Origin of the sequence: Synechococcus sp. PCC 7502 (assembly GCF_000317085.1) — a bacterium.
In the GTDB taxonomy this organism is placed as follows: Bacteria; Cyanobacteriota; Cyanobacteriia; order Pseudanabaenales; family Pseudanabaenaceae; genus PCC-7502.
Map to the genome: position 1 here is coordinate 2,832,856 of NC_019702.1, position 15,802 is coordinate 2,848,657.

Sequence of the window (15,802 nt, forward strand, 5' to 3'; positions counted from 1 at the left end):
ATGTAACAGGTTAGTTAATAAAGTATAAATACTTACTGTTCTTCTTAATTTTAGTTAATTCCTGCATCTTAAAATCTTTATTTTTCTTTATTTAAATTAACTACGAAAGAGCCGACTGTACAGATATTCATGTTGCATTGAGGCGAGCGCCAAGCCCCAATTACAACTTTCTAACTGATCATCCCTAAGATTTAGGACTTCTAAAGCAGTTTGAGCAATTTGAGTGCCGAGGTTAAAGATTATAGTCTGTCCCGCAGTTTGACCAAGGGGGATTAATTTTACTCCCGCACTAACTAGGTTGCCAACCCAAGTTTGCAGATAGGCAGAAACTATAATATTTTTGTCAATCTTCCAAGTAGCAGCAGCAATACCAAAGGCGATCGCTAAGTTGCAAACACCCACGGGATAACTGGCATCGTAAATATTTTTAAATGTTTGAGTAAAGTCTGAAGGAGAAATATCCGCTAAGAGTTTACCTAGGGAAGTTCCCATCTGCCAACTAGATGCTCGGAGTTCAGCCGTTTCGCGAGATGCGGAAAACCAGTTGTTCCAATATTTCAAGGTTTCTAAATTTGGTGCAAAGCTTACAGGATTAATCGCATCGTAGGCACGAACTAGCACGGCTGTTTCAACGCGAATAGAACCATACTTTAATTCCTGCTCTAGCCAATGGATTAAGGTGATTGGATCAGATATTACTTGGCGATCGCACAAAGTTTCCAGCCCTTCAGAATAACTATAAGCTCCTATGGGTAGGGTAGGACTGCATAACTGCAATAAACGTAAAAGATTAGTGACTATGCCCGTATGCTCCTGATTCTGGTTGAAAGGGGGCAGTTTCTTGAACAAGCTCTAATCCTAGATGCTTCAGCATATCTTCTAGGACTGAATCTGGGGCAAGGCGCAGATAGGTTGGTTTAACTTCTAACGGCACATGACGATTACCTAAATGATAGGCGGCTCGCAATAAATCCAAGGGAGAATTAGCTTTAACTGTAATGATGGGTTCAGGCTTGGCAATTACTTTGACACATTTATCCTTAGAAGCTGTTACTAATAAATCCCCATTATGTAAAACCGTACCTCTGGGTAGTTGTAATTGCAGCATTTCTCCTTCGATCGCTTCATAGCGTAATCGACTACGGGTACGTTCGTCAGCAGTCAGGGCAAGGGTATATGCCGATGTGTAACTATGGAAATTGGGTGAATGGTGGTCAATAACTTCAGTTAAAACAATCATGCTTGAGTATTTCGGCGGCGGTAATCTTGAGTTCAGGAAGGAGCTTAGAAATTATGGTTTCATTTCTTTGTTCAGGTAGTCAATTCAAATATACAGTTAGATTGATTCCTGAGCTCCATGTTTTCTTAATATTTCAACCATTTCATAGTTCTCTCGCTCCATTGCTATTAAAAGTGGTGTTTTTCGATCAAAGCTTTTTGCATTTATAGAGCCTATTTGACATCTATAAATGTTAGTATAGAGCTAAAATGCAGTACACAAGCAGCTTAACAGGTAAAGAATGGGAAATCATAGAGCCACTGTTACCAGAGAGAAAGAAGACCCGACCTTCAAATTGGACAAAAAGGGAAATTGTTAACGGTGTTTTATATCAACTCAAGAATGGATGTAATTGGATTGACCTATCCAAAGATCTACCACCAACTCAACCGTATTCTGGCACTACAAGCAATGGCGAAATGAAGGCGTAATTAAACTTCATAGCATGGTGCGTGTACAGACTAAAAGAAAGAATATGGACAACATTAATCATGGTTGATTCTCAGGCAACAAAGAATACTTGTAATGCTGAAGGATTTTGTGTTTACAAATGTATTAATGGGATTAAAAGACACTTAGCCGTTGATAGCCTAGGATTTCCATTTTTTACCCATTGCACCAAAGCTAGTGTTACTGATGACCAAGGATTAATCGAAATGTTTACTGAAAACATAGATTACTTCAAAGCTAAGCCTATGAATATTCCCAAGATTACAATACTTGTAGATGATGGTTATCATCCTAAGAAGACTATGGAGGAACTAGAGAAAATCTACCCAAAGATCATGAGTAAGATTAAGTCTGAGCAATCTCCTAAACTAACAAAGGCAGAAAAAACAGCAGCAGGTAAGTCAGGCTTTGTACCCCTAAAGATGCGATGGATAGTAGAAAGGTCAAATGCTTGGGTTGAGAGATGTAAAATCTTAGTTAAGAACTATGAGAGGACTCTTTTTAATCTCTTGGGTAAATTCCCCGCCCGTTGGGGCGGCTTTCGATTAACATTCAGGAATGAGTGAATATATACACAAAAAACATAACGTAAGTGTATTGATATATCATCTTGTATTTCCAGCAAAATATTGAAGGGCGGTATTTGATCAAGAAGTAGATCAGGTACTAAAAGAAGTTTGTTTAGAGATAGAGAAACGATATGAGGTTAAATTTTTAGAAATAGGAGTAGATAAAGATCATGTTCATTATCTTGTTCAATCAGTACCGACATATAGAGCCTGTTTCATATCTCATGAGTAGCAATTGTTTTTAGCATCAAACGAATAAAGCAAAGATTGAGTTTAGCTGTAGCATTAACGAGAGTTCTCTCAAAGTTCTTAACTAAGATTTTGCATCTTTCAACCCAAGCATTTGACCTTTCAATTACCCACCTTGTCGGCACAACTACAAACCCAGACAGACCTTTTTCTGCCTTCTGTTGCTTTGATACCTTAGGAGAAATTTCAAACCTAATCTTAGTCATAATCTCAGGATAAACCTTCTGTAAATCAGTCGTCAATTTTTCGATATGATAACCACTATCCAGCAATATCGTAGTTAGGGTAATGTCATCTGGCTTCGATTTGAAGTAATCAATGTTAAACGTTAACATCTCAATCAGTCCTTGGTCATCTGATACATTTGCTCTTGTTAAATAGGTGAAAAAAGGAAATCCCAGTATGTCAACGGCTAAATGTCTTTTGATCCCGTTAGTTGCTTTGTAGGAGCAGAAGCCCTTGGATTCTATACTTGCATTACAGGTATTTTTCACTGCTTGTGAGTCAATGATGATTAAAGTTGTCCATTTTGATTTTTTTTGACTGTTCACGGGCTGTTGCATGCAAAGCTTCCATAATCGCAGTAAATGTACCTGTATCTTTCCACTCCTTGTAGTATCGATACACTGTAGAGAATGGTGGTAAGTCTCGGGGCATATCTCGCCAATTACAACCGTTTTTAAGTTGGTAGAGTATGCCGTCTAAAATTTGTCTTTTTGTCCAAGTTGGTGGTCTAGTTTGCTTTTTCTTTGGGAGCAATGGTTCTATAATTTCCCATTCTTTATCTGTTAGGCTACTTGAGTATGGATTTAGCATTTTCTAAGCATCATACATCTTGCTCATAATAGATATGAAACAGGCTCTATAGCGTTACAAAATTGGTAAGACTGATCAAAAGTCTAACAGCAAGAGAAATATTTAAGAAATGCCCATGGGTCAAGAAAAAATTGTGGGGAGGTGAATTTTGGAGTGACGGGTATTACGCAAGTATAGTTGGAAAGCATGGAAACGAAGGAATAGTTAAAAAGTATGTAGAAGCTCAAGGAAAAGATTACACAGGCTTACACATAAATAATCAGCTAGAACTCTTTTAAGTTGGATACCCCGCCGCTTGCGGCGGGGTTATTCATTGCTAAAACGAAATTGAACCTCTGTTTCCTAAGGCTAATGCTCATACATCTTGCTCATAATAGATCTCAAATAGGCTCTATAAAAGAAGGCACAGAGTAACCATTCTCAAACAGCTAAACAGAGTGATAGTGATATAGCTAAGGTATATCATTAATTAATTTGCTTTCATTAAATTTTCTTCCCATTTTCTGGGTGGGCTGGCTCTACGAATATTACGCCATATTTGGGTAGCTGCTAAGGTACCATCGGCAACTGCAATCGAAACTTGATTTAAGCCTTTTTTCAGATCACCCACGGCAAAAATTCGTTCATGGCTAGTTTGACACATATCATTGGTAACGAGGTTTTCTCCATCCCAGGTTAAGCCTTCAATGCCTTTAAGGTAATGGTTATGGTAATGAGAACCCATATTTACCAGACCAGTAGTTGCTTCTACCACCGTGCCATCGACTAGTTCTACACCACTAAGATGATGATCTTCTCCAAGGAATTTAGCGATCGCCGACTCATACAAAGGATAACCATGATCAGCTAGTTTTTGTTTCATGGCATCACTCACAGAAAATAACCCGTTGGTCAGTACAGAAATATAGGGAGTAAACCAGTTCATGACAAAAGCAGCATTGATCTGAGATTCGGAGGCAGCAATTAGAATCGCTTTTTGATCCCACATATCAAAACCATCACAGATCATACAAACGTGTAAAGTATAGCCTGCATAATCATAAACATTCTGCATATCGTCCAATTGGGGCAGATAATCCATAATTCCTGTAGCAGCTATTAAATATTTGCTATGAAATATGGGATAGGTACTGTTAGTTTTGCCAACTTTAACCTTGACAGCAAAGCGATCGCCCAGATCAGTTACATCTTCCACATAGGCTCGTAGGTAATCAGCACCCCAATTGAGAGATTGTTCCATGCCGTGCTTTTGAATATCTCGACCGGGAGTATCTGGATCAAGCCCCACATAGTTCCGCAAATCCTGCATCCAGAATGAACGCCCTTTTCCTTTTTCGATCACTAGGGTTTTCAGCCCATAGCGAGCCAGATAAATTGCCGCAGACAAGCCACCGGCTCCACCGCCAGCAATGATCACATCATAGAGAGTGTCAATGCGCTCATTTAAGTTTTTACTAGTGAGTTTCATAATATTGACTCCATATTGACTCTTAAACTTAGAGACAAAAATTTGAGGCGGAACTTATCACCGCCCCTGTATTTATTTAAACTTTGATCTTAATTAAGCTAACCTTTAACCAACAAATGCTAGGCGAGGAGTTGATACGCCAGCAGGCTCTGCACCCTTGAGATAGGCTAAAACAGTATCAGCATCAGAGACTTCAAAAGGATCACTATCAGCATTGTCACTGAAACCAGGTTCTATAAAGAGTTTTTCGATTTTGCGATCGGTGATTACAGCAGCATAACGCCAAGAGCGATAGCCAAATCCAAGATTGGACTTATCAACTAAGAAACCAAGCTTACGGGTAAATTCGCCATTACCATCGGGTAGTAAGAATACGTTTTTAGCTCCGATTTCTTTACCCCACTTAAACATAACGAAAGCATCATTTACGGAAACACAGATGACTTCATCAACCCCAAGGGCTTTAAATTCATCATAAAGCTCTTCATAGCGAGGGAGGTGATTAGAAGAACAGGTGGGGGTAAATGCACCGGGTAGCGAAAACAAAACAACCTTTTTACCGCCAAAAATTTCTTCAGTGGTGCGATCTTGCCAACGGAATGGGTTAGTACCTTCTACGGATTCGTCACGGACACGGGTCTTAAATGTTACGTCTGGTAAGGTATCTATAACTGCCATAGTAATTTATTAGTTAGTAAACGATTTGAATATAACTAAGAATAATTCTAAGTTAAGAATTTGTCAATAATAATATTTAATATAAAAAAAGAACTAATATTACTTATATATGTTATTGTAGTAAGCTATTTAGATGATCTAGTTAAAATACCGTTAAAGCCATGGATACAAGCACTATTACTGAAATCATGAAATCTAAGGGCTTAAGAATTACACCCCAGAGGTTTTCTGTATATGCGAATTTGCTTGCACGTTGTGATCACCCCACCGTAGAGCAGATTTGGGGGGATTTAAACCAAGATTTTTCTATGTCTTCTAAGGCTACGGTTTACAGCACTTTAACTGCGTTAAAAGATGTAGGTTTGGTACGAGAAGTTTTGCTCCAAGATGGGGTATCTCGGTTTGATGCCAATGTTAGAGAACATCATCACTTTTTTTGCTTGAATTGTAAGGCGATCGAGGATTTGGATTGGGAAGTATTTCATCCCCCATTAGTTAAACTTTTGCGATCAGGGCTTAAGGTCACAGGTTATGAATCTACTATTTACGGGCTTTGCGATCGCTGTAATACAGAGACAAATTAACCCTTTACACCCGCAGCCACATTATTCGGCACAAAGTAACGTTGTAGAAATATAAAAAATATAAAAATTGGTAAAATCGAAATTACTGAACCTGCGGCAATAAGTCGCCAGTCTTCGGAAAATGCACTGGCTAAGTTAGCTACTCCCAAAGGTAAAGTATAAAATTGGGGCTGATCTAAGATAATCAGGGGCCATAGGAAATCCCCCCACATCCCTACAAAGGTAAATACCGCAAGGGTAGTTAAAGCGGGTTGAATAGCTGGAATCATCACGAACCACCAAATCCCCAAGGGAGAACATCCATCCATCCGACCTGCTTCCTCTAGTTCTTTGGGAACTCCCTGAAATGCCTGACGCAGAAGAAACACGCCAAAGGCTGAAACTATATAGGGAAAAATCAAGCCGAAATAGGTATTTTTAAGATTTAACTGCACTGCCAAAATATATAGGGGAATCATCGTAATTTGAAACGGAATCATCGTAGTACCAACGATCACCCAAAAGAATACCGTTTTACCCCGAAAGTTCAGCCGAGCCAATGGAAAAGCTGCCAACGAACAAAACACCAAATTCAAAACTACTGTTACCCCAGATACAAGGATGCTATTGAATAGATATAAATAAAATGGATTATTTTGCCAAACCTTAATAAAGTTATCTAGGGTAGGATGGGCAGGAATAAATTGGGGCGGAAAGCTAAAAATATTTTCGTCACTACCTTTTAGTGATGTACTAACTAGCCACAGTAAGGGGGCAATCATTAGTATGGCAATCAAGCTAGGCAAAAAGTATCGGGATAGGTTTTTAATCAATGTAAATTTTATTAGGCTAATTTTATTTGTATATTTTGCTTCGGATTGGCGAATATTTGCGATTTCAGTATAGATAGTTTCACGGGAGCCTAAAAATCTTAATTCAAAGCTAGCAGAGAATTTACCTTAGAGATCAAATCTTGCATACTACTAATTGTGAAATTTAAAGAATTAATAGAGCGATCGCTGACTTCAGAACTAGAATAGCGATTGAGCCAGATTCCAACTAAATTGGCTTTAATAGCTCCCTCATAGTCTTCTTTGTAGCTGTCTCCAATATGCCAATGGCTTTGATCAGGATTAACTTCTTGATGTTTAGCGATCGCTGCTTGGAAAATCTGAGAATCGGGTTTTGCGGCTCCGACTTGGGTGGAAATCGTTATTGATGCAAAAAAATTATGAAGCTCTAAGCTTTCTAAAACAGCATAAATACGGTGATCAAAGTTAGAAATTATACCTAGAGTTACGCCTTGATTTTGCAAATATGTTAGAGTAGGAACAACATCTTCATATATATACCAAGCTTCAGGTGTAGCAAAAAAGTCATACATTTCCTGAAAATAGGCATCAAAATCTTTAAAGTCCTGTAATGCTCCGACTTGGTTAAATGTCGATTTAGCAATATTTCGCCACCATTGATATTCATATTCAGGAATTTGCGATCGATCCACATCAGGAAATGCCATCTTTGGGGCAGTCTTAAAATCGTGAAAAAATGCTTGATCTAAATCTTCAAACTTAGCATTAACACCATATTTGTGAGCGATCGTGCTATAAATTGTTCCTACACTACCTTGCACTCCAAACAAAGTACCGACAGCATCAAAAAAAATCACTTTCGGAAAAAGCATTAGTTGGTAATATACATAAAGTGAAAATCGACTTTAAGCATATACTGCAACATAAACAAATTAGAACAGTATCCTTATAATTAGCTTGTGGTTAGCTTGAACCTAATTAACATCCTGAATTAATATCTTGATTAATATAAAGTGGTGATGAGAAATTATGAATAAATACACTTACCTGACTAGCTTGGTGTTGGCAACATTACCAATATTTCCATCCTCCACTACTGCTCAGCCTGTAGTTCCCCTCGGTACCCCTACAACTCCCGCCGCCCTCAACTCTAACTTTAATCCTCTTGTCAATGTCACCCTACCAGAAGACATAGGTAAATACACGCTAGGTGCAGGAGATGGAATTCAAATTGCAGTTTTTAATGTACCTGAACTTAGCGGAACTCAAACAATTGCACCCGATGGCACCATCACCCTTGCGCTTATTGGTGGTATTAAAATTTCAGGTTTAACCATTGAAGAAACTGCACGACTACTAGAGAAAAAATTAGCACCATACCTAGTTCGTAAAATCGTTAATGTTGTTTTGGTTCAACCTCGTCCTTTGAATATCGCCATAGTTGGAGAAGTGAATAGACCCGGTACCAGAATTATCCAAGCATCATCTACAGGTAGTAGTAATACTCAAGCTACGACCTTGACATCAGCAATCAATTTGGCGGGTGGGGTCACCCAGCAAGCGGATGTCAGTAATATTCAAGTTTCCCGCTTGGCTCCTGGAGGACAGAGACGCATTATCAAAGCCGATCTCCTAAACTTACTACGTCAAGGAGATATTAATCAAGACCTGAAGTTACTGGATGGGGATTCAATTTTTGTCCCCGGATTAAGTGATCCGACCGCCACACAGCCAAGACAAGTGGGCGCTGCATCCTTTGCCCCTGATACCTTTTCCATTCAGATTGCGGTATCTGGAGAAGTTAATCGCACTGGGCCACAAACCTTAACCTATTCTCGTAATGGAGGTGCTTTAGTTTCTGCAGTCGGACAAACTGCCGTTAGTAATCTTCTCCCTACCTTAACCAGAGCCTTACAGCAAGCGGGGGGAATTACCCAAAGAGCAGACGTGCGGAACATTAAGATTATTCGCAGTGGTGTAGGGGGCGAACGAATTGTCATTAATGCTAATCTATGGGAACTAATAGATAAAGGCGATTTAGCACAGGATATTCGACTAATTGACGGAGATTCCGTGGTTGTTTCCATCGCACAAGCTCCAAATACGGCGGAATTTGGTCAGATTGCCAAAGCTGTATTTTCTCCATCGGTAATTAATGTCAGGGTTGTGGGCGAAGCTAAGTCCCCTGGCACTATTACCCTAACCCCTAATGCTCCCTTTACCGAGGCTATCGCTGCCGTCGGGGGGTTAACAAGTGATGCCGATTGGCGTAGTGTCGAGTTATATAGAATTAATCCCGATGGTTCCCTAACTCAACGCAAGTTGGTTGCCAATTTATCCTCACCTGCCAACGAGGATACTAATCCTAGCCTTAGAGATCGTGATGTGATCGTGATCCGCACGTCTTTTGGTGCTAGTTTATTAAATTCTGCCCAAAAAGCAGTGAACCTAATTGCGCCATTTATTACCCTTTCCAACTTATTTAACAAAAATTAATTTAATAAATAGTAAAGCGTATGCGGATTTTAGTTACTGGTGGTGCTGGCTTTATTGGTTCTCATCTTTGCGATCGCCTGATTGAAGCAGGAAATGAAGTTATTTGTTTAGATAATTTCTACACAGGACATAAGCGCAATATTCAACATCTACTTGAGCATCCTCGATTTGAGTTGATTCGCCATGATATTACTGAACCAATCACCTTAGAAGTCGATCAAATTTACCACCTTGCCTGTCCAGCCTCTCCTGTGCATTACCAATCCAATGCGATCAAAACCATTAAAACCAATGTCATCGGTACTATGAATATGCTAGGGCTGGCAAAACGACTAAAGGCAAGATTTTTATTGGCATCTACCTCTGAAGTTTACGGTGATCCTGAAATTCATCCTCAATCGGAAGACTATTGGGGGAATGTTAATCCCATCGGTATTCGTAGCTGCTACGACGAAGGTAAGCGTATATCTGAAACCCTAGCCTTTGATTATCATCGCCAAAATGCAGTTGATATTCGAGTTGCCCGTATATTCAATACCCACGGTGCCAGAATGCTAGAAAATGATGGGCGGGTTGTCAGTAATTTTGTGGTGCAGGCATTAAAGGGTATTCCCCTAACGGTGTATGGTGATGGTTCTCAAACTCGCAGTTTTTGCTATGTTTCCGATTTGGTTGAAGGTTTGATCCGCCTGATGAATGGCACTTACATTGGACCTGTAAATTTGGGGAATCCGGGAGAGTATACAATTTTACAATTGGCATCGACAATTCAGCGTATGGTTAACCCCGATGTCGATATTGTATTTAAGCCTTTGCCCCAAGATGATCCCCGTCGCCGTCAACCTGATATTTCTAAAGCTAAGCATTGGTTAGATTGGGAGCCTAAGGTGCAGTTAGAAGAGGGACTAGCGATGACGATCGCTTACTTTAGGGAATTTTTAAGAAATACTCAAGCTCAATAGTTACATCTCTACTCAAGAAAAATAGGAACATAGGATAATATGAAAGTTTGTGTAATTGGCACAGGATATGTGGGGTTAGTTACTGGTGCGTGCTTGGCATATATCGGTCATGATGTCATCTGTGTTGATAACAATGAAACTAAGGTTAAATTAATGGCATCAGGGCAGTCCCCCATCCACGAGCCGGGGCTACCAGAAATTATGCAAGCGGCGATCGCTCAACAGAAAATTAACTTTACCACTGACATTGCCGCAGGAGTGGATCACGGTGATGTTTTATTTATTGCTGTAGGTACTCCATCTTTACCAGACGGGCAGAGTGATACCAGGTATGTAGAGGCTGTAGCTCGTAGTATTGGTTCCCATCTAAAACAGGGCTATAAAGTCATTGTCAATAAATCAACGGTTCCCATTGGTTCTGGGGATTGGGTACGGATGATTGTTTTAGAGGGCATGGCAGAGACTCAAGCTCAGGCTGAATTTGATATTGTCAGTAATCCCGAATTTCTACGCGAAGGTGTGGCAGTTGACGACACGTTTAATCCCGATCGCATCGTTTTAGGCAGTACTAGTTCTCAAGCGATTGAGTTAATGGAACAGCTATATGCCGATATTATTAACCGTAAATTTGCTAACCCTGCTAACCAAGGACTACCACCTGTACCTGTTGTCAAAACCGATATTAGTTCGGCGGAAATGATTAAGTATGCTGCTAATGCGTTCTTGGCAGTGAAAATTAGCTTTATTAATGAAGTGGCAAATATTTGCGATCGCGTTGGTGCTGATGTCAAAGAAATTAGCCGTGGGATTGGCTTAGATTCTCGCATTGGACAGAAGTTTCTCCAAGCTGGGATTGGTTGGGGTGGCTCCTGTTTTGGTAAAGATGTCTCCGCTCTGATTCACACCGCCTCTGACTATGGCTATAGTACGGAAATTCTTAAGTCCTGCGTTAAAGTTAACCAACAGCAACGTTTGGTGGTCTTGGAAAAGTTGCAACAGGTTTTGAAAATCCTGAAGGGTAAAACCATTGGGCTGTTAGGAATTACTTTTAAGCCCGATACCGATGATCTGCGGGATGCTCCAGCTTTAACTTTAATTGACCAACTTAATCGGCTGGGAACTCGGGTTAAGGCTTACGACCCAATTGTTTCCCAGTCTGGACTGCGAGATGGGCTATCCAACGTGATTGTCGAAACCGATCCCGAACGCTTGGCTGATGGTTGTGATGCCTTGGTGTTAGTTACTGACTGGAAGCAATTTCAAGACCTAGACTATGGCAAGATGCTAACTCTGATGAATAATCCTGTAATTGTTGATGCGCGTAATTTCCTAGATCGCACAAAATTGGAAGCTCTAGGCTTTAAGTATGTGGGGATTGGGCGGTAGCCTCAATAATTAAAATATTAAACCTTAGTTAAAAATGCCACCGTTTCCACATGGGCAGTCTGGGGAAAAAAGTCTAGGGGCTGTAGCTTAGTAATTTTATAACTGCCCTCCCTCACTAAACTGCGTAAATCCCTAGCTAGGGTCGCAGGGTTACAACTGACATAAACTAAACGGGGAATTTCTGATTGACATAGATAGGCGATCGCTTCAGGGTGACAGCCTTTGCGTGGTGGGTCTAAGAGAATCACATCGGGCTTTAAGTCCAATTGCGGTAGTAACTCTTCTACGGTGCCTGTATGAAATCTAACATTACGAATTCCATTCAGTTTGGCATTTTGTTCAGCTTGGATTGTTGCCTGTGGTTGAATTTCAAGGGCGATCGCCTGTTTAACTTTTTTAGATAGGGGTAGGGTTAAAGTTCCCACACCTGAGTAAGCGTCAACAATCACATCGGTTTTTTGGAGTTGTAATTCCCTTTGGATTAAATTAACCAGAGCCTCTGCCTGTTCCGTATAAACTTGAAAAAACGTATCTGCCCGTAATTGAAATCTTAAACCTGCAAATATTTCCTCAATATAATCCCGTCCGGCAATACAACGGGTTTCTTCTCCTAAGATTGTATTTGTGCGATCGCCATTACGATTTAACATCACACCCACAAGATTAGGATATGCCTCAAGCCATAGAGGAGCCTGTAGTTCTAGCTTAGGAACTTCCCAGTCCTTGGCAACTAAAGTTAAAAGAATTTCCCCCGTATTTCTGCCAATGCGAAGGCTAATGTGCCGTAAAAGACCTCGGTGGGTATTCTCATCATAGATTTGCCACTCTCGCTTACGAATATCTCGTTTTAGTCCCGCTAGAAATGGGTCTAGGCGTTGATCTTGCACAGGACATTGATTGATATTGACAATTTTGTGACTGCGCTTTTGATAATAGCCAATTTTTAATCTATGTTCATTTTTACTATTGTCCATTGCTAGGGGATAGGACACCTTATTGCGATATTGCAAAGGATCGGGAGCAGGAATAATCTCAGAAATTACAGAACTAATTTCCGTAGGTGAAAATCCACCAATTCTTTGTAATGCCTGTACTACTTGATTTTGCTTTGCTTCTAGTTGATATTCATAACTAACTACCTGCCACTGACAACCGCCACATTTATCGGCAACAATACAGCTAGAACGCACACGATGGGGGGATGGGGATAAAATTTTTTCCAGACGAGCATGTGCCAAATTAGGTTTAACAAAGGTCAGTTTTGCTTCAATGCGATCACCTGGTACAGTATCAGCGACAAAAATAGCTAGATCTTGGTAACGACCAACTCCATCTCCACTATCGGATAGGTCAGTGATTTCAAGGGAGATGATTTGATCCTGTTGCATTGCTTAAAATTTACTTAACACTAAATAGTACAACGATTAGTCCTTAAATTTTGAACACAAATCGCAATTAACTTTTAAGGCTTTGAGCTTTTGAACTCGGCTTAGTATTAGCTCTATGATCCATAAATCCCACCAGCATTACCCCACAGGTAATTAAAATTGTCCCGATCCATCTAGTCACAGACACCCGATCGCCTAAAACCAACCAAGCTGCAAAAGTAGTTAATACATAATTTGAGGCAATTAGTGGCAGTACATAACTTAATTCCAGCCGTGACAAAGCCACTAGATAAAAAGTTAAAGAAGAAAGTAACAAAAGTAGTGCCAGCCAAATCCAAGGGCTATGAATAATCTGCCACCCAAACTGTAATAACACTAGCGGATTTATAGTGTTAATTTCCCCTAGCTCCTTAATCCCTTTACCCAGACAGAGATTACCTGCGACTTGAGGGATAACTACCATTGCTAAAATGATAAAGTTGATCAAAACAAATACCTAACGATTTTCTGCTATATTAACTCTGCGTGAGACTACTGGAAAAGGTCAAATATTTGCGTAAATTAAATTTGGAATTTTCGACTTGAGATTTTCAATTTATGATCTTCGTTTATAATCTTTTAAGAAAATCTCCGTAGGTTTGTGAGAGATACTTGTGAAAGGAGTGAGAAATGAAAAGTGCTATAGCAGCCATAGGGAGTTTAGGTATCGTTTTGCTATCAAGTCAGGCAGCGATCGCTCAACCAATCAGGTCAGTCATCGAAATCCCCAAATCTAATTTCTTTCCTAACTCCACGCCCAGTCGTTCATCAGCCCCATCGGCACCCGCTTCTAATTCTGCCTCCGATCTACAAAAAACTCCAGACACTAAGCTGCCCGAACCAGTAGCCAATAAACCCAAAGAAACGAAACTTTCACCTCTCCAACGCCCCCTATTCAGATTATTTGGATTTGAAACTGCCTATACTCTCAAGCAGCAGGAACTAGTCTTTTATATAGCAGGCATATCTTTTAACAACCCTAAAGACTTTCGAGGAGATTCTAACCGTAGTAATGACACTAATATTGGACTTGCCTACGGCATTTCGGACAACTTACAGGTGAGTATAGGAGCGGCGGGTAAAAATGACACGATTTTTAGGAACCTAGTTCGACCCTCCAGTGATATTCAGCTATTGTATTCAAATTTCCCACTTAACGTTAAGTGGCAATATCTTGATCAAGATCGACTAGCGGCAGCAGTAGTGTTGGGGGTAGAGTTTTCTTCCCCTGTTCCAATCATACAACAGCCTGGGCGCAGTGTTTTCTTTAGTATTCTTAATAATAATGGTACTAGAACTAATCAATTTGAGGCTAAGGATAATACCCCATACTTGAGCTTAGCTTTTCCCCTTGCCTATAAAGTAACAGATCAGTTAAGCCTCCACCTTAATCCCCAAGTTAGCTTTTTCCCAAGCAGTATTCCCGCTACAACCACCATTGGCAGTACTGGGGCATTAATTGATCAAAATGTTGGCTTTAATGGCGATCGCCTTGATTATTATGGCACCGTTGCCGGGATTGGCATTGGGGTTAATTACACGGTTACGCCCAAATTACAGATTGCAGCGGATATTACCCCAGTATTTTCAGGTAGGAACTCAGTTGGTGTCAGTGATGATTCTTTATTTGTGAGAAGAGCCGTCTGGAATATCGGCTTACAATTTGCCCCTAATAGTCGAACAGCTGCCAGTATCTATGCTACAAACCGCTTTGGTCCCAGTTCTTCCGCTGCATCTAACCTATTAGTGCAGCCCAATGGCGAGTATGCGATCGGCGCCCAGTTCACATTCTTACCCGATATTACTGGTAACTACCAAATTGAAAATAGGGAATCCTATCCCAAGGCTGCTGCCTTTTTTACTAATTTGAATGGCTTACCCAGTGCTGTGCTACCCAACAATAGTATTTTGTATCAACTATCCTTTGGTACCAATGGCAGAGTTAACCCCACAGTCAGACTAGGTATTCTGGATGACTTAGAACTGGCTATTAATTACAGCAATAATAATGTGGAAGTTCTTCCTACTGAAAATTCGATTACCGCACGATATGCCCTAGTTCAAGATGAAGGTAAAAATTACTCCTATTCCTCAGCTTTAGGTATTGGCTTAATCTTAAATGTAGTCTCTAAAGAAAGAGACCAAGGGAATAATCTAGCCCTTTACGCCGATCTTCCCACAAGTTATCGTGTTGATGATTGGGGCATTGACTTCAAGGTAACCCCGAAACTAATTATTCCCGCCCAGTTTCAAGGTGTTCAAAATATATTAGCTGTGACTGTGGGGGCAAATGTCAAACTTGCGGAAAATACCCAGATTATTGGCGAATACACGCCGATTATTTCTGGAAATAACCAACTCCAAACTTCATTCACTAGTAGCGGCTTTCAGACGATTCCGCTTTCAGGTAAAACAGGAATTTATAATATCGGCTTACGGCAGTTATTTCCCAATGGTAATTCTGTATATGCTCTTGATCTATATTTCACAAATTCCAGTGGTGACTATGGATTACAGGGGGTTTCGGCTCTATCCAATGGTGGTAGTCAAGTGGGACTACGGTTCAACATCTTGAATGGGGTACCAGAATCTCGTAAACCTGATTAACACTGATTAGTCATAACTGATTAGTTATAGTTGATGCCGA

The 15,802-nt window shown here is 40.3% G+C and carries 17 protein-coding genes and 2 pseudogenes; 9 read left to right on the forward strand and 10 right to left on the reverse strand.

Going from position 1 to position 15,802, the window contains the following annotated elements:
* Window positions 1–96: 96 nt before the first annotated feature.
* Both SYN7502_RS14140 and ureE read right to left on the reverse strand, forming a co-directional pair.
* On the reverse strand, window positions 97–849 hold the full coding sequence (locus SYN7502_RS14140) for an urease accessory protein UreF (RefSeq protein WP_015169466.1): 753 nt from the start codon (window positions 847–849) through the stop codon (window positions 97–99).
* Window positions 791–1,240 carry an urease accessory protein UreE gene (ureE, locus tag SYN7502_RS14145; RefSeq protein ID WP_015169467.1) on the reverse strand — a complete coding sequence of 150 codons (450 nt, stop codon included), beginning with the start codon at window positions 1,238–1,240 and terminating at the stop codon, window positions 791–793. The genes SYN7502_RS14140 and ureE overlap by 59 nt, the downstream gene beginning before the upstream one ends.
* A 248-nt stretch (window positions 1,241–1,488) precedes the next feature.
* Between ureE and SYN7502_RS14150 the strand changes: the two genes are divergently transcribed.
* From SYN7502_RS14150 to tnpA, 3 genes and pseudogenes are all read left to right on the forward strand, one after another.
* Complete coding sequence (locus tag SYN7502_RS14150; RefSeq protein ID WP_015167663.1) at window positions 1,489–1,710, forward strand: transposase; 222 nt, start codon at window positions 1,489–1,491, stop codon at window positions 1,708–1,710.
* Window positions 1,711–1,731: 21 nt separating this feature from the next.
* Window positions 1,732–2,295: a transposase gene (locus tag SYN7502_RS14155; RefSeq protein WP_246828924.1), complete on the forward strand. Its 564-nt coding sequence runs from the start codon at window positions 1,732–1,734 to the stop codon at window positions 2,293–2,295.
* Window positions 2,288–2,503, forward strand: a pseudogene (gene tnpA, locus SYN7502_RS19060) (IS200/IS605 family transposase); the annotation flags it as partial. The gene SYN7502_RS14155 and the pseudogene tnpA, both read left to right, overlap by 8 nt.
* A 10-nt stretch (window positions 2,504–2,513) precedes the next feature.
* Here tnpA and SYN7502_RS14160 read toward each other — a convergent pair.
* Both SYN7502_RS14160 and SYN7502_RS14165 read right to left on the reverse strand, forming a co-directional pair.
* Window positions 2,514–3,098, reverse strand: a complete 585-nt coding sequence (locus SYN7502_RS14160; protein WP_371257776.1) for a transposase — start codon at window positions 3,096–3,098, stop codon at window positions 2,514–2,516.
* Window positions 3,052–3,363, reverse strand: a complete 312-nt coding sequence (locus SYN7502_RS14165) for a transposase (RefSeq protein WP_015168729.1) — start codon at window positions 3,361–3,363, stop codon at window positions 3,052–3,054. The genes SYN7502_RS14160 and SYN7502_RS14165 overlap by 47 nt, the downstream gene beginning before the upstream one ends.
* Before the next feature lie 47 nt (window positions 3,364–3,410).
* On the opposite strand from SYN7502_RS14165, the pseudogene SYN7502_RS14170 reads away from it, so the two are divergent.
* Window positions 3,411–3,641 (forward strand): annotated as a pseudogene (locus SYN7502_RS14170) (transposase); the annotation flags it as partial.
* A gap of 191 nt (window positions 3,642–3,832) precedes the next feature.
* Here SYN7502_RS14170 and SYN7502_RS14175 read toward each other — a convergent pair.
* Together SYN7502_RS14175 and SYN7502_RS14180 are read right to left on the reverse strand one after the other, a co-directional pair.
* The gene (locus SYN7502_RS14175; protein ID WP_015169468.1) at window positions 3,833–4,831 is read right to left on the reverse strand and encodes an NAD(P)/FAD-dependent oxidoreductase; all 999 of its coding nucleotides are present in this window, start codon (window positions 4,829–4,831) and stop codon (window positions 3,833–3,835) included.
* Between the two features lie 105 nt (window positions 4,832–4,936).
* Window positions 4,937–5,509 (reverse strand): peroxiredoxin, encoded by a 573-nt coding sequence (locus SYN7502_RS14180; protein WP_015169469.1) that lies wholly within the window; start codon window positions 5,507–5,509, stop codon window positions 4,937–4,939.
* A 161-nt stretch (window positions 5,510–5,670) separates the two neighbouring features.
* Here SYN7502_RS14180 and SYN7502_RS14185 point away from each other — a divergent pair, with 161 nt between their 5' ends.
* The gene (locus SYN7502_RS14185; RefSeq protein ID WP_015169470.1) at window positions 5,671–6,093 is read left to right on the forward strand and encodes a Fur family transcriptional regulator; all 423 of its coding nucleotides are present in this window, start codon (window positions 5,671–5,673) and stop codon (window positions 6,091–6,093) included.
* On the opposite strand, the gene SYN7502_RS14190 is transcribed toward SYN7502_RS14185, so the two are convergent.
* Entirely contained in the window at window positions 6,090–6,854 is a 765-nt protein-coding gene (locus tag SYN7502_RS14190) for a carbohydrate ABC transporter permease (RefSeq protein ID WP_144050225.1), read from the reverse strand. The two genes, SYN7502_RS14185 and SYN7502_RS14190, sit on opposite strands and share 4 nt — an antisense overlap.
* Window positions 6,855–7,003: 149 nt before the next feature.
* Window positions 7,004–7,756, reverse strand: coding sequence for an HAD-IA family hydrolase (locus tag SYN7502_RS14195; RefSeq protein WP_015169472.1), 753 nt, complete (start codon window positions 7,754–7,756; stop codon window positions 7,004–7,006).
* A gap of 157 nt (window positions 7,757–7,913) precedes the next feature.
* Between SYN7502_RS14195 and SYN7502_RS14200 the strand changes: the two genes are divergently transcribed.
* From SYN7502_RS14200 to SYN7502_RS14210, 3 genes are read left to right on the forward strand one after another with little or no spacing between them, the layout of a single operon-like run.
* The gene (locus SYN7502_RS14200) at window positions 7,914–9,380 is read left to right on the forward strand and encodes an SLBB domain-containing protein (RefSeq protein ID WP_015169473.1); all 1,467 of its coding nucleotides are present in this window, start codon (window positions 7,914–7,916) and stop codon (window positions 9,378–9,380) included.
* 20 nt (window positions 9,381–9,400) lie between these two features.
* Window positions 9,401–10,342: a UDP-glucuronic acid decarboxylase family protein gene (locus tag SYN7502_RS14205; RefSeq protein ID WP_015169474.1), complete on the forward strand. Its 942-nt coding sequence runs from the start codon at window positions 9,401–9,403 to the stop codon at window positions 10,340–10,342.
* A 39-nt stretch (window positions 10,343–10,381) separates the two neighbouring features.
* Entirely contained in the window at window positions 10,382–11,728 is a 1,347-nt protein-coding gene (locus tag SYN7502_RS14210; RefSeq protein WP_015169475.1) for a UDP-glucose dehydrogenase family protein, read from the forward strand.
* A gap of 17 nt (window positions 11,729–11,745) precedes the next feature.
* Here the strand turns inward: SYN7502_RS14210 and rlmD are convergent, their stop codons facing one another.
* On the reverse strand, window positions 11,746–13,116 hold the full coding sequence (gene rlmD, locus SYN7502_RS14215) for a 23S rRNA (uracil(1939)-C(5))-methyltransferase RlmD (protein ID WP_015169476.1): 1,371 nt from the start codon (window positions 13,114–13,116) through the stop codon (window positions 11,746–11,748).
* A 67-nt stretch (window positions 13,117–13,183) separates the two neighbouring features.
* Window positions 13,184–13,603 carry an EamA family transporter gene (locus SYN7502_RS14220; RefSeq protein ID WP_144050226.1) on the reverse strand — a complete coding sequence of 140 codons (420 nt, stop codon included), beginning with the start codon at window positions 13,601–13,603 and terminating at the stop codon, window positions 13,184–13,186.
* 182 nt (window positions 13,604–13,785) lie between these two features.
* On the opposite strand from SYN7502_RS14220, the gene SYN7502_RS14225 reads away from it, so the two are divergent.
* Window positions 13,786–15,762 (forward strand): DUF5777 family beta-barrel protein, encoded by a 1,977-nt coding sequence (locus SYN7502_RS14225; RefSeq protein ID WP_015169478.1) that lies wholly within the window; start codon window positions 13,786–13,788, stop codon window positions 15,760–15,762.
* Window positions 15,763–15,802 lie beyond the last annotated feature (40 nt).

Bases quoted from the DNA above. Each gene is read 5' to 3' on its own strand.
- ureE (WP_015169467.1), bottom strand. From the start codon at position 1,240: ATGATTGTTTTAACTGAAGTTATTGACCACCATTCACCCAATTTCCAT.
- SYN7502_RS14150 (WP_015167663.1), top strand. From the start codon at position 1,489: ATGCAGTACACAAGCAGCTTAACAGGTAAAGAATGGGAAATCATAGAG.
- SYN7502_RS14165 (WP_015168729.1), bottom strand. From the start codon at position 3,363: ATGCTAAATCCATACTCAAGTAGCCTAACAGATAAAGAATGGGAAATT.
- SYN7502_RS14175 (WP_015169468.1), bottom strand. From the start codon at position 4,831: ATGAAACTCACTAGTAAAAACTTAAATGAGCGCATTGACACTCTCTAT.
- SYN7502_RS14180 (WP_015169469.1), bottom strand. From the start codon at position 5,509: ATGGCAGTTATAGATACCTTACCAGACGTAACATTTAAGACCCGTGTC.
- SYN7502_RS14185 (WP_015169470.1), top strand. From the start codon at position 5,671: ATGGATACAAGCACTATTACTGAAATCATGAAATCTAAGGGCTTAAGA.
- SYN7502_RS14190 (WP_144050225.1), bottom strand. From the start codon at position 6,854: ATGATTGCCCCCTTACTGTGGCTAGTTAGTACATCACTAAAAGGTAGT.
- SYN7502_RS14195 (WP_015169472.1), bottom strand. From the start codon at position 7,756: ATGCTTTTTCCGAAAGTGATTTTTTTTGATGCTGTCGGTACTTTGTTT.
- SYN7502_RS14200 (WP_015169473.1), top strand. From the start codon at position 7,914: ATGAATAAATACACTTACCTGACTAGCTTGGTGTTGGCAACATTACCA.
- SYN7502_RS14205 (WP_015169474.1), top strand. From the start codon at position 9,401: ATGCGGATTTTAGTTACTGGTGGTGCTGGCTTTATTGGTTCTCATCTT.
- SYN7502_RS14210 (WP_015169475.1), top strand. From the start codon at position 10,382: ATGAAAGTTTGTGTAATTGGCACAGGATATGTGGGGTTAGTTACTGGT.
- rlmD (WP_015169476.1), bottom strand. From the start codon at position 13,116: ATGCAACAGGATCAAATCATCTCCCTTGAAATCACTGACCTATCCGAT.
- SYN7502_RS14225 (WP_015169478.1), top strand. From the start codon at position 13,786: ATGAAAAGTGCTATAGCAGCCATAGGGAGTTTAGGTATCGTTTTGCTA.